The sequence below is a fragment of the Ferrovibrio sp. genome (assembly GCF_025869515.1).
Lineage (GTDB): Bacteria > Pseudomonadota > Alphaproteobacteria > Ferrovibrionales > Ferrovibrionaceae > Ferrovibrio.
Window position 1 is genome coordinate 100,659 of the sequence record NZ_JAOZVR010000122.1, and the last position, 11,599, is coordinate 112,257.

Below are 11,599 nucleotides of genomic sequence, written 5' to 3' on the forward strand. Positions count from 1 at the left end.
CCGGTCGCCCGATCGGCAAACTGCTCCCTGATCGTCAGATCGGCAATCTGATCGTGACCATCAGGCCGCCCATCGGGGATTCACCCAGGGCGATCTCGCCGCCATGGGCCAATACGGCATCGCGGGCGATGGTCAGGCCGAGGCCGACATTGCCGCTGCCATGCCGGGCCTGGTCGAGGCGGTAGAAGGGCCGGAAAACCTTGTGGCGTTCCTTTTCAGGCAGCCCGGGGCCATCGTCTTCAATGCGGATTTCCACGCGATTGGCATGCCGGATCACGCTAAGGCGGACATGCCGCCCGAACCGCAGGGCATTCTCGATCAAATTCGCCATGGCGCGCTTGAAGCTCAGGCGGCGCAGCGGCAGCGTGAAACTGGAGCCGATCTCGATCTGCAACTCGCGCCCGCGCCGTCGCACATCATCGGCCAGTTCGTTCAGCAGATTGGCAAGGTCGGTCGGCTCGGCCGGCTGCTCGCTCTGGCCGCGGGCGAAGGCCAGATAGGCGCCGACCATTTTCTCCATTTCGTCGATGTCGCGTTTCAGTTCATCCAGTTCCGGATCCTGCGGCATCAGCGACAGTTGCAGCTTCATGCGGGTGAGCGGTGTGCGCAGATCGTGGCTGACGCCGGCCAGCATGTCGGTGCGTTCGCGGATATGGCGCCGGATGCGGTCGCGCATGGCCAGGAAGGCGCGCGCCGCAGCGCGCACTTCCTCGGCGCCGGTGGGGCGGAAATCGGCAATCTCGCGGCCCTTGCCGAAGGCATCCGCGGCCTCGGCGAGCCTGCGGATCGGCTTGATCTGGTTGCGCAGGAACAGCACGGCAATGCCCATCAGCACGATCGAGGCTGCCCCCATCCAGGCCATGAAGGCGTAGGTGCTGGTGGAGAAGATGCGATTCTCCGGCGCCACCACCGTCATCAGCGCATCGGGCAGCTTTACATAGATCACGACCGTGCGGTCATTACGCTGGGTGTCGATCATATAGGGTTGCCACACGCGCTCGCTCAGCGCCTGAATCAGCATGCGGTCGAGGATCGAATAGCGCCGCGGCGTCGGGATATTGGCTGGAAAATCGGCGCTGGGTTCGAAACTGATATCAATCTCCAGCGACTGGCCCATTCGGTGCACCAATTCGGCCAATACGGATGGATCGCGGTTATCTTCCCGGGTCGAGATCACCACGGCGATTTCGCCTGCCAGACCGAGGCCGAGGCGGCGCGTCACCGCATCCCAGTGGCGCTCATAAAAGACGTAAGTCAGCAGCGCCTGCAGCACCACCACGGGAGCGACAAGCAGCAGCAGCCAGCGGCCAAACAGGCTACGCGGCAGCAGGCGCTTGATCATCATCATGACGCTGCCGCTGTCATGGCCGGTTATTCGGTCCAGAGCACATAGCCTTCGCCCCACACGGTCTGCAGGAAGCGCGGATTGCGCGGATCGGTCTCGATCTTGCGGCGCAGGCGGGTGATCTGCACATCGACGGCGCGGCTTTCGCCGGCGCTGGCCGGATCGGCAAGCGCGGCGCGTGGAACAGTCTGGCCCGGGCTGCGCGCCAACACGCGCAGCAATTGCGCCTCGCCGGTGGTCAGCGGCACCATCTCTTCGCCGCGCTTCAGTTCGCCACGTACGGCATCGAAGCTGAAATCGCCGAAACGCGTGGTGACGGTCGGTGCCACGGGCGCAGGGCGTGCGGCGCGCCTGAGGATGGCATTGATGCGCAGCGTCAGTTCGCGCGGTTCGAAGGGCTTCGGCAGATAGTCATCGGCGCCAGTCTCCAGGCCCTGGATGCGGTCTTCGGCTTCGCCGCGTGCGGTCAGCAGGATCACCGGCACGGCATTGCCGCGTTTGCGCAACTCCTGCACAAAGTCGAAACCGTTCTGTCCCGGCATCATCACGTCCACGATCAACAGGTCGAAGCTGACCGATGCGAGCTTGGCGCCAGCATCGGCGGCGTCCTCGGCGCCGGTGACGCGAAAACCCTGACCCGCCAGATAACGCGCGAGCAGCGTGCGAATCCGTTCGTCGTCGTCGACGACCAGGATGTGAACTTCGGCGAGGTCCATGATCCGTGTTGCCCTCAGCGACGCTGGATGGCGCGCAGAATCGCCGGCCGTTCCTGCTCATCGATCAGACCGGCCAGCACCTTGCGATATCCGGCCACCGCCTCGGCGCCCGCCTCGCGATAGGCCTCGGCCACTTTGGCCTGCTGCACGGTGGCGATCTGGCGCTCCAGATGTTTGCCCTGGTCGGTGAGGAACAGCTGGCGCTGGCGGCGATCGCGGGTGCCCTGCTGCTGGCGCACGAAGCCGCCCTCGATCAAGGCCGAGAGCACACGCGACAGGCTTTGTTTGGTGATGCGCAGGATGGCCAGCAGTTCGGCCACCGTGATGCCGGGATTGCCACCGATGAAATGCAGTGCCCGGTGATGCGCCCGGCCGAAGCCGTAACGTTCCAGGATTTCGTCGGGGCCGCGGGTAAAATCGCGATAGGCGTAAAACAGCAATTCGATGGCCTGGCGAAGCTCGTCTTCGCGGAGGAACAATGGGTTGGCCAACGATTTCAGGTCAGTCATGATCTTCTATATGGCCCAAAGGGATAGCCGGCTTCAAGGTAGCCGGCAGTATATCATCGGAATGGCTGGTGCGAAAAATATGGCAGTAGTATTGACATATTTTGCTTAGATTGTTACCTATACGCCCATTCATTGGTAATAATAATACTTAACGATCCGTTCGCCAAAGGAGCAATCCCGATGTCCCTGATTCCGTATGATGACCGCGATGGCCTGATCTGGCTCGATGGCAAGCTGGTCCCGTTCCGCGACGCCAAGCTGCATGTCCTGAGTCACGGCCTGCATTACGCCTCCTGCGTTTTTGAGGGCGAGCGTGCCTATGGCGGCGAGGTCTTCCATCTGACCGAACACAGCCAGCGCCTGATCGACTCGGCCAAGCTGATGGACTTCACGCTGCCCTATTCGGTCGAGGAAATCGACCGCGCCACCCGCGAGACCATCGCCGCCAACAAGATGCCGGACTGCTATGTGCGGCCGGTGGCCTGGCGCGGATCCGAGATGATGGGCGTCGCGGCCCAGCAGAACAAGATTCACGTCGCCATCGCGGTGTGGGAATGGCCGAGTTATTTCTCGCCGGAAGCCAAGATGAAGGGCCTGCGCCTGCAGATCAGCGACTGGCGCCGCCCGGCGCCGAACATGGCACCGACCAAGGCGAAAGCAGCCGGCCTGTACATGATCTGCACACTGTCGAAGCACAAGGCGGAGCGCGACGGCTATCAGGACGCCCTGATGCTGGACTGGCGTGGTCAGGTCGCCGAAGCCACCGGCGCGAATATCTTCTTTGCCAAAGACGGCAAACTGCACACGCCGACACCGGACTGCTTCCTCGACGGTATTACCCGCCGCGCCGTGATCGCCATGGCCAAGGGCCGCGGCATCGAGGTGATCGAGCGTGCCATCCAGCCCGAGGAAATGGCCGGTTTTGACGAATGCTTCCTCACCGGCACGGCGGCCGAAGTGACACCGGTTTCGGAAATCGGCCCGTATAAATTCACGCCGGGCAAGATTTGCCAGACACTACTGGGTGAATTCGATCTGGCGACGCGCCCCAAAAAAGCGGCATGAAAAAGGCGGCTGAGCCGCCTGCAGGTTCGGGCTTTGTGAACGGCCGCGCAGTTATCGCGCGGCCGTTTGCATGACCGGGCAGTAGAAATCGTACTGGAAGCCGCAGATCTGCTCGTCGCGCTGGATGCGCTCGCCGACCAGGCCACCGAGCAGCATGTCGATCGCAGTCCCGTCGCTAGACAGTGGCAGCAGCAGTGTCTCGAAGCCCAGCATGCGACCGCTGGGCGCCACCGTATATTTGCCGGCCGCATAGGCCGGGCCGCGGGTGTCGAGCGGAATGCTGAAAAAGCTCTCCACCACCACGGCATTGGCGCCGAACAGGTTTTCATCGACCTGGCGATTGGTGGTTTCGCGTCCCATCGACCCCACAATGCCAGTGCCGACCAGGCGGAACTGAAAGCGCGGCGTGCCGGGTTGCACGTTGATCAGGGCAACGAAGGGAAGAAAGGGCACCATTTCGTCGGGCTGCAAATCCGCGCGCGCCGGCAGGCGGCCCAGATAGCTTTCCTTCGCCTCCCAATAGCCCAGCAGGTTGCGCAGCGATTTGCTGCGAATCCGATCCGGTATGACCGAGGAAATCACCTCGGTTTGGGGGACATTCGGATCTGACGAAGACATGCGGGGATGATGAACTCGTGAGCGGTGAAGCGGCAACCGTTAAGGCAACTATACGCTGGCGCGGTCATTCTGTGAGGCAGTTTCGACAGTGCCTGAAACTAGGACATGCCACACGCGCAGGCCTCAGTAAACCGCTAAGTAAATGATGCCTAGGTAGTACGACTGTATGTCAGCGGCGCCAGCGGGCCGCCGCCTCGTCATCGCTGGCCTTGGCCTCGACCCAACGGCGCTCGCTGTCGTTTTCTTCCAGTTTCCAGAAGGGGGCCCGGGTCTTCAGCCAGTCGACCAGAAAGGCACTGGCTTCGAAGGCCGCCTGACGATGCGCGGAAGTTGTGATCACCAGGACGATCCGGTCTCCTGGCGCGAGTTCGCCATACCGATGGATCACCAGGCAGCCATCCAACGGCCAGCGCTGCTGCGCCTCGACGACGATGGCCTCCAGTTGCCGCTGCGTCATGCCAGGATAATGCTCCAGCGTCATGCGACGGACGCCGGCAGAGCCGGCGAAATCGCGCACCAGGCCGGTGAAGGTGACGGCTGCACCGACCTGGGTGTTGCCGGCTGTCAGCCGATCCAGTTCGGCAGCAGTATCAAAATCCTCGCGCTGTACGCGCACGGTCATGGCTAGCCCCCGGTCACGGGCGGGAAGAAGGCAACTTCGTCACCAGGCTGCACGGCATCGCCGGGCTGGGCATAATCCTGGTTAACGGCAACGCGCACCATGGTCGGATCGGCCAGGGCTGCCTCATGCTGCGGACTGCGGCTGCGCAGCCATGCGATCAGATCGGCGACCGTGCGTACATTTTCCGGCAGCGCCACGGTTTCTTCGGCCATGCCGACACGCTCGCGCAGCAGGGCGAAATACAACACGCGCATCAGTCGGTACCCTTGGACGGGGCAGACCGGCTGTCAGCAGCCATATGGCGCAGACCGGTTTGCAGATAATCCAAGCCGGTATAGAGCGTCAGCACCGCCGCGATCCACAACCCGACCTCGCCGAGCAGGCGGATAGGCAGGAAGGCCGGGCCGTAATCGCCGACAATGAGAATGCCAAGCGCAATCAATTGCACAGTGGTTTTCCACTTCGCCAGACGGGAAACCGGTACCTTCACACGCAGCTCGGCCAGAAATTCACGCAGGCCCGTCACCGTGATTTCGCGGCACATGATCACCACGGCGGCGAGGCAGGTGATGCGGTCGATCCGCTCGAAGGCGATCAGCATCAGGATGACGGCAGCGACCAGCAGCTTGTCCGCCACGGGATCGAGGAAGCGGCCGAGGTCGGACATCTGGCCCCATTTGCGGGCCAGATAGCCGTCGAACCAGTCGGTGATGCCGGCCAGGGCAAAGAGCGCCAGCGGCACCCAGGCGCTCCAGGCGCCGGGTAGGAAGAACGTCGCGCAAATGGCCGGAATTGCCAGGATGCGCGATACGGTCAGGATGTTGGGCAGGCTGTTCAGCATGATGTTGAATTATCGCATGCGGGACAAAACAGGGCCAGAGCCGGGCCCCCATTCTGCATTGGAAGGGCGCTCAACCGCCATGAAAGTGATCGTAGATGCGCTTTGCGACGGCCTTACTGATGCCGGGCACCGCCTCCAGATCGGACAGGCCGGCGCGCGACACCGCCTTGGCCGATCCGAAATGTAGCAGCAGGGCTTTCTTCCGTGCCCCGCCGATGCCGGCGATTTCGTCCAGCGGCGAGCGGATCTGGTCCTTGGCGCGTTTGCTGCGATGCGTGCCGATGGCGAAGCGGTGCGCTTCGTCACGCAGACGCTGCAGGAAAAACAGCACCGGGTGACGCGGCTCCAGCATGAAGGGTTCGCGGCCGGGCAGGAAGAATTGTTCTCGCCCGGCATTGCGGTCCGGACCCTTGGCGATGCCAACCACCGGGACATCCTCGACGCCGAGCTCCTGCATCACCTGCATGACGGCTGTCAGCTGCCCCTTGCCGCCATCGATCAGCAAAAGGTCTGGCCAGTCGGCCGCATTCTCGTCCTCGCTCTCCTCTTTCAGCAGGCGCTGGAAACGGCGCGTCAGTACCTCGCGCATCATGCCGTAATCGTCACCCGGTTCGATATCCTCGCCGCGGATGTTGAACTTGCGGTAGGCGTTCTTGCGCAGGCCTTCCGGTCCGGCGACGATCATGCCGCCCACCGCATGGCGCCCCATGATGTGGCTGTTGTCGTAGACTTCGATCCGCTGCGGCGTGGTTTCGAGACCGAACAGATCTGCCACACCCTGCAGCAACTGCTGCTGTGAAGCGGCCTCGGCCAGCCGGCGGCGCAGGGCATCGCGCGCATTGCTGGTGGCATATTCGACCAGGTCGCGCTTGGTGCCGCGTTGCGGGACATGCAGCTCCACCTTGTGGCCACTATGGCTGCTAAGGGCTTCCTCGATCAGGTCGCCATTTTCCACGGGGTCACTCAGCAGGATCAGACGCGGGGCCTCGCGCTGGGCGTAAAACTGCCCGATGAAGGCATCCAGCACTTCGCTGATCTCGACATCGCGGGTATGGGCCGGGAAATACGAGCGGTTGCCGAAATTCTGCCCGGCGCGAAAGAAGAAAATCTGCACGCAGACCAGACCGCCCTCGGCATGCACGGCAATGACATCGGCATTCTCGATGTCACTGAGATTGATATCCTGTTTCTGCGTGATATGTGCCAGCGCGCGGATGCGATCGCGCAACTCGGCGGCGGTTTCGTAATCGCGCTGTTCGGCGGCCATCTGCATGCGACCCTGCCAGATATCCAGCACCTGGCGGTTGCGGCCCGACAGGAAATCACAGGCCTCGTCCACCACTTTCAGGTAATCCGCATGGCTGATCCGCTCCACGCAGGGAGCTGTGCAGCGCTTGATCTGGTATTGCAGGCAGGGCCGTGTGCGGGCGGCGAATTCGCTGTCGCTGCAACTGCGCAGCGGAAAGGCGCGCGACATCGCATTCAGGGTCACATGCACCGAGCCGGTGGAGGCGAAGGGGCCGAAATAGTCGCCGGGAATGTCACGGGACCCACGGTGCTTGGTGATGGCCGGGTAGGGGTGATCGCGCGCCACCAGGATATAGGGAAAGGATTTGTCATCCTTCAGCAGCACGTTGAAGGGCGGCTGCACCTGCTTGACCAGGTTTGCCTCGAGCAGCAGCGCCTCGGCTTCGGTATGGGTGGTGGTGACATCGACGGCCGCGACCTGCCGCACCATGCGCTGGATACGGATCGTCAGGCCCTGCAGCTTGGTGTAGGACGTCACGCGCTTGCGCAGCGATCGCGCCTTGCCGATGTAGAGCACGTCGCCCTTCGCATCGAGCATGCGATACACGCCAGGTCCGAGCGGCAGGGTCGGCAAATGACGCTGGATCACCGCGGCGCCGATCTCCGCGGGCAGCGGCCCGGCCAAGGGTTCCCCCGGCAGGGGTTCGGCGGCGGGATCGTCACTCATACGCATCACCATACTGATAAAAACCTAATGATTACACGGCGTTGACAAAAGCGTCCCAAGGCTGTTGATAACTTTGTGGGGAAACATTGATACGCATGCAGCGTTGTGTCGCCTCGAAAATCAATACCCGCACACGTAGTGCGCCGCTGGTTTTGTAATACACTGATTTATAAAGAATAATTTTGGTTATCCACAAGCGGGTGAGCTGAAAACCGCAATTTTTCTGCCCCGGCGACTCGGCAATCAACCCTGTGCACAACCTTGGCGGCAACAGGAAACCCTGTGCAAAGTCAAGCGCTAATCATCTCACGGTAACATTGTCGCCGCTCATGCCCGCCGGCGTTCGATCTCGACACCCACGCCGGCAGCCTCGGTGATCGCCTCGGGCTTTTCCACCCGCACCCGGGCGCGCAGCACGCGGGAATCGTCCAGGCACAGGCTGGCTAGCCGCTCGGCCAGGGTTTCCACCAGATCGACATGGCCTTCCGCCAGCAGGGCCTTGGACCGCTTCACCAGATTCTCGTAGCACACCACCTCGGCATAGCTGCGCGGTGGCTGGCCAGGCGTCTCGGCTACCCAGAGGTCGAGATTGATCAGGATTTTCTGCGGCTTGGTACGTTCTTCCGGGTAAATCCCGATCAGGGCGTCCAGCAGCAGGTCGCGCACGAAAACCCGTCGGGCCGGCTGGCTCGCCTCGGCGATCACCGGAACCGGAATTTCGGCCCAGGCGGCGCGGGCGCGATCATGGATCGTCATGTCAGTCCTCCAGCGCGATCTGGGCCGTGGAGAGTGGCCCGCCGCCCTGCTGCCAGGGCAGATGCTGGCCACCGTCCAAGGCGATCATCTGGCCCGTCACGGCCGGGGCGTCAAGCAGGAATCCGATCGCTGCGGCAATCTCGCCCGGTTCGGCGCCGCGTTGCAGCGGGGTGCTCTCCCACTGCTTGCGGAACTGCGCCTCGGTCTGGTGCGGGCTGGGCAGGACCGGGCCCGGGCCGATGGCATTGACCCGGATGCGGGGCGCCAGCGCCATCGCCAGCGTCTGGGTCAGGGTCCACAGCCCGGCCTTGGACACGGTGTAGGAGGCGAAATGCGGGGTCAGACGCCAGACCCGCATGTCGACCAGATTGACGATGTTGCCGGCAGCTCCATCGGGCAGCTGGGCAGCAAAGGCCTGCGACAGGAAGAACGGCGCCTTCAGATTGGTATCCAGATGGCGGTCCCAGCTCTGCTCGGTGGCGGTCTCGATATGGTCGTAGTCAAACAAAGAAGCATTGTTGACCAGCAGCGACACCGGCCCCAGAGCGGCGGAGGCCTGGCCCACGAGGCCGGCGACGGACGCGTGATCGGAAAGGTCGGCCTGAACGACCGCGGCGCGATAGCCGCCCTGGCCGATCTCGCGGACCACGGCATCGGCTTCGTCGCGCGAGCGATTGCAGTGGACGGCGACATGATAGCCGCGCCCGGCCAGATGCAGCGCGATGGCGCGGCCGATACGCCGGCCGGCACCGGTCACCAGTGCAGTCGGTGCTTGCGGGGTGACCGGCATCAGCGTTTGCTTCCGCGATAGGCGCGGCGCGAACCGGCGCGACCAGCGGTGGAACGGCCGGCCGGACGCGGCGCTGCCGCGGCGGATTCGGAAAAACCGGCCGGCTTGCGATTCTGGATGCCGACCTCCAGTTCGTTCATCTCCAGACGCTTGATCTCGTCGCGCAGGCGGGCGGCTTCCTCGAATTCCAGATTGCCGGCGGCGTCGTGCATGCGTTTTTCCAGATCGGCCAGATGGGCCTTCAGATTGTTGCCAACCAGGTGGCCACCGCTGGCATCGCCGGCATCGACGGTGAAATGATCCTGTTCGTAAACCGACTGCAGGATGTCACCGATCTGCTTCTTGATGCTTTCCGGCGTGATGCCGTGTTCTTCGTTATAGGCCTGCTGCTTGGCGCGGCGCCGCTCGGTTTCGGCCAGCGCGCGCTGCATGCTGTTGGTCATCTTGTCGGCATAGAGGATGGCGCGGCCTTCGACATTGCGTGCGGCGCGCCCGATGGTCTGAATCAGCGAGGTTTCCGAGCGCAGGAAGCCTTCCTTGTCGGCATCGAGGATGGCAACCAGCGCGCATTCCGGAATGTCGAGGCCCTCGCGCAGCAGGTTGATGCCGATCAGGATGTCGAAAACGCCGAGCCGCAGGTCGCGCAGAATTTCGATGCGTTCCAGTGTTTCGATGTCGGAATGCAGGTAGCGCACCTTGAGGCCGACCTCGGTCATGTATTCGGTCAGGTCTTCTGCCATGCGTTTGGTCAGTGTGGTAACCAGCACGCGATGGCCTTTTTTGACCACCTCTTTGCACTCGGCCAGCAGATCGTCGACCTGATGCTCGACCGGGCGGATTTCGGTCACCGGATCGATCAGGCCGGTGGGGCGGATCACCTGTTCGGAGAAGACGCCGCCGGTGCGCTCCATTTCCCATTTGCCCGGCGTGGCCGAGACGAACACGCTCTGCGGCCTCAGCTGCTCCCATTCCTTGAAGCGCAGCGGCCGGTTGTCGATGCAGGAGGGCAGGCGGAAGCCGTATTCCGCCAGCGTGGCCTTGCGCCGGAAGTCGCCGCGGAACATGCCGCCGATCTGCGGCACGGTGACATGGCTTTCGTCGACGAACAGCAACGCGTTGTCGGGCAGGTACTCAAACAGGGTCGGCGGCGGCGCGCCCGGGCCACGGCCGGTCAGATAGCGTGAATAGTTCTCGATGCCGGCACAGGCGCCGGTCGCCACCATCATTTCGAGGTCGAAGCTGGTGCGCTGTTCCAGCCGCTGGGCTTCCACCAGCCGTCCCATTTTGAGCAGCTGGTCGAGGCGCAGGCGCAGATCGACCTTGATCTGCTCGATAGCCTGGTTCAGCGTCGGCTTCGGCGTCACATAGTGGCTGTTGGCGTAAAGTTTCACGGCCTCCATGCTGCCGGTCTTGTGGCCGGTCAGTGGATCGAATTCGATGATGCTTTCCAGTTCGTCGCCGAACAGCGACAGGCGCCAGGCGCGATCTTCCATATGCGAGGGGAAAATCTCTACGCCGTCGCCGCGCACGCGGAAGGCGCCGCGCGCAAAGGCGGTATCGTTGCGGCGGTATTGCAGGTCGACCAGGCGGCGCAGCAGGGTATCGCGGTCGAGGCGGTCGCCGGCCTTCAGGTTCAGCGTCATTTCCGAATAGGTTTCGACCGAGCCGATACCGTAAATGCACGACACCGAGGCAACGATGATGACGTCGTCGCGCTCCAGCAGCGCGCGCGTGGCCGAATGGCGCATGCGGTCGATCTGCTCGTTGACCGACGAATCCTTCTCGATATAGGTATCGCTGCGCGCCACATAGGCTTCGGGCTGGTAATAGTCGTAATAGGAAACGAAGTATTCCACGGCGTTATTGGGGAAGAAGGCCTTCATCTCGCCATACAGCTGGGCGGCCAGCGTCTTGTTCGGCGCCAGGATCAGGGCCGGCCGGCCCGACCGGGCGATGATCTGCGCCATGGTGAAGGTCTTGCCCGAGCCGGTGACGCCCAGCAGCACCTGGTCGCGCTCCTGGTTCAGCACGCCTTCGGTCAGTTCGGCGATCGCGGTCGGCTGGTCGCCCTTGGGCTCGTAGGGGGCCTGCAGGTCGTAGGCAATGCCGCCTTCGCTCTTGTCCGGGCGCGGCGGGCGATGCGGTACGAAATCCGGGAAATTCGCATCGGCGAAACGGTCCGGATCCTCGATCTGGCGTTCCGTGCTCTGGATGACGGGGGTCTGGCTCATGGCTGCCAATATGGGGCGGGACGGGGCCGGCGCCAAGACGCCGGCCGGGACCAGATCGGCCGGGAATCGGCCCGGAAGCGACTGTGCGTCCCGCTACTGCCATAGTTTGGCAAGACCTTCCGACCTGTTCG

12 protein-coding genes are annotated in these 11,599 nt (G+C 63.1%); 1 reads left to right on the top strand and 11 read right to left on the bottom strand.

Annotated features, from left to right (window positions below):
* Nucleotides 1-34: 34 nt before the first annotated feature.
* Genes OJJ21_RS23800 through OJJ21_RS23810 form a run of 3 tightly spaced genes read right to left on the bottom strand, consistent with a single transcriptional unit; the run spans nt 35 to nt 2,570 of the window.
* Nucleotides 35-1,348, bottom strand: a complete 1,314-nt coding sequence (locus OJJ21_RS23800) for an ATP-binding protein (protein WP_297690443.1) — start codon at nt 1,346-1,348, stop codon at nt 35-37.
* Nucleotides 1,349-1,371: 23 nt separating this feature from the next.
* Nucleotides 1,372-2,061, bottom strand: coding sequence for a response regulator (locus OJJ21_RS23805; RefSeq protein WP_297690444.1), 690 nt, complete (start codon nt 2,059-2,061; stop codon nt 1,372-1,374).
* Between the two features lie 14 nt (nt 2,062-2,075).
* On the bottom strand, nt 2,076-2,570 hold the full coding sequence (locus tag OJJ21_RS23810) for a MarR family transcriptional regulator (RefSeq protein ID WP_297690445.1): 495 nt from the start codon (nt 2,568-2,570) through the stop codon (nt 2,076-2,078).
* Between the two features lie 180 nt (nt 2,571-2,750).
* Here OJJ21_RS23810 and OJJ21_RS23815 point away from each other — a divergent pair, with 180 nt between their 5' ends.
* Nucleotides 2,751-3,635, top strand: a complete 885-nt coding sequence (locus tag OJJ21_RS23815; protein WP_297690446.1) for a branched-chain amino acid aminotransferase — start codon at nt 2,751-2,753, stop codon at nt 3,633-3,635.
* Nucleotides 3,636-3,686: 51 nt separating this feature from the next.
* On the opposite strand, the gene OJJ21_RS23820 is transcribed toward OJJ21_RS23815, so the two are convergent.
* The 8 genes from OJJ21_RS23820 to uvrB all read right to left on the bottom strand — a co-directional run bounded on the left by OJJ21_RS23820 (nt 3,687) and on the right by uvrB (nt 11,468).
* Nucleotides 3,687-4,253, bottom strand: a complete 567-nt coding sequence (locus tag OJJ21_RS23820) for a PAS domain-containing protein (RefSeq protein WP_297690447.1) — start codon at nt 4,251-4,253, stop codon at nt 3,687-3,689.
* A gap of 169 nt (nt 4,254-4,422) precedes the next feature.
* On the bottom strand, nt 4,423-4,875 hold the full coding sequence (locus OJJ21_RS23825; RefSeq protein ID WP_297690448.1) for a molybdenum cofactor biosynthesis protein MoaE: 453 nt from the start codon (nt 4,873-4,875) through the stop codon (nt 4,423-4,425).
* Nucleotides 4,876-4,877: 2 nt separating this feature from the next.
* Nucleotides 4,878-5,129 carry a molybdopterin converting factor subunit 1 gene (gene moaD / locus OJJ21_RS23830; RefSeq protein WP_297690449.1) on the bottom strand — a complete coding sequence of 84 codons (252 nt, stop codon included), beginning with the start codon at nt 5,127-5,129 and terminating at the stop codon, nt 4,878-4,880.
* The gene (gene pgsA, locus OJJ21_RS23835) at nt 5,129-5,716 is read right to left on the bottom strand and encodes a CDP-diacylglycerol--glycerol-3-phosphate 3-phosphatidyltransferase (protein ID WP_297690450.1); all 588 of its coding nucleotides are present in this window, start codon (nt 5,714-5,716) and stop codon (nt 5,129-5,131) included. Before pgsA ends, moaD begins: the two co-directional genes overlap by 1 nt.
* Before the next feature lie 70 nt (nt 5,717-5,786).
* The gene (uvrC, locus tag OJJ21_RS23840) at nt 5,787-7,691 is read right to left on the bottom strand and encodes an excinuclease ABC subunit UvrC (protein ID WP_297690451.1); all 1,905 of its coding nucleotides are present in this window, start codon (nt 7,689-7,691) and stop codon (nt 5,787-5,789) included.
* Nucleotides 7,692-8,018: 327 nt separating this feature from the next.
* Complete coding sequence (gene folB, locus OJJ21_RS23845) at nt 8,019-8,447, bottom strand: dihydroneopterin aldolase (protein ID WP_297690452.1); 429 nt, start codon at nt 8,445-8,447, stop codon at nt 8,019-8,021.
* A gap of 1 nt (nt 8,448) precedes the next feature.
* On the bottom strand, nt 8,449-9,237 hold the full coding sequence (locus OJJ21_RS23850; RefSeq protein ID WP_297690453.1) for an SDR family oxidoreductase: 789 nt from the start codon (nt 9,235-9,237) through the stop codon (nt 8,449-8,451).
* On the bottom strand, nt 9,237-11,468 hold the full coding sequence (gene uvrB / locus OJJ21_RS23855; protein ID WP_297690454.1) for an excinuclease ABC subunit UvrB: 2,232 nt from the start codon (nt 11,466-11,468) through the stop codon (nt 9,237-9,239). Before uvrB ends, OJJ21_RS23850 begins: the two co-directional genes overlap by 1 nt.
* Between the last annotated feature and the right edge of the window lie 131 nt (nt 11,469-11,599).

Bases quoted from the DNA above. Each gene is read 5' to 3' on its own strand.
- folB (WP_297690452.1), bottom strand. From the start codon at position 8,447: ATGACGATCCATGATCGCGCCCGCGCCGCCTGGGCCGAAATTCCGGTT.
- moaD (WP_297690449.1), bottom strand. From the start codon at position 5,129: ATGCGCGTGTTGTATTTCGCCCTGCTGCGCGAGCGTGTCGGCATGGCC.
- uvrB (WP_297690454.1), bottom strand. From the start codon at position 11,468: ATGAGCCAGACCCCCGTCATCCAGAGCACGGAACGCCAGATCGAGGAT.
- uvrC (WP_297690451.1), bottom strand. From the start codon at position 7,691: ATGAGTGACGATCCCGCCGCCGAACCCCTGCCGGGGGAACCCTTGGCC.
- OJJ21_RS23815 (WP_297690446.1), top strand. From the start codon at position 2,751: ATGTCCCTGATTCCGTATGATGACCGCGATGGCCTGATCTGGCTCGAT.
- OJJ21_RS23805 (WP_297690444.1), bottom strand. From the start codon at position 2,061: ATGGACCTCGCCGAAGTTCACATCCTGGTCGTCGACGACGACGAACGG.
- OJJ21_RS23850 (WP_297690453.1), bottom strand. From the start codon at position 9,237: ATGCCGGTCACCCCGCAAGCACCGACTGCACTGGTGACCGGTGCCGGC.
- OJJ21_RS23810 (WP_297690445.1), bottom strand. From the start codon at position 2,570: ATGACTGACCTGAAATCGTTGGCCAACCCATTGTTCCTCCGCGAAGAC.
- pgsA (WP_297690450.1), bottom strand. From the start codon at position 5,716: ATGCTGAACAGCCTGCCCAACATCCTGACCGTATCGCGCATCCTGGCA.
- OJJ21_RS23825 (WP_297690448.1), bottom strand. From the start codon at position 4,875: ATGACCGTGCGCGTACAGCGCGAGGATTTTGATACTGCTGCCGAACTG.
- OJJ21_RS23800 (WP_297690443.1), bottom strand. From the start codon at position 1,348: ATGATGATGATCAAGCGCCTGCTGCCGCGTAGCCTGTTTGGCCGCTGG.
- OJJ21_RS23820 (WP_297690447.1), bottom strand. From the start codon at position 4,253: ATGTCTTCGTCAGATCCGAATGTCCCCCAAACCGAGGTGATTTCCTCG.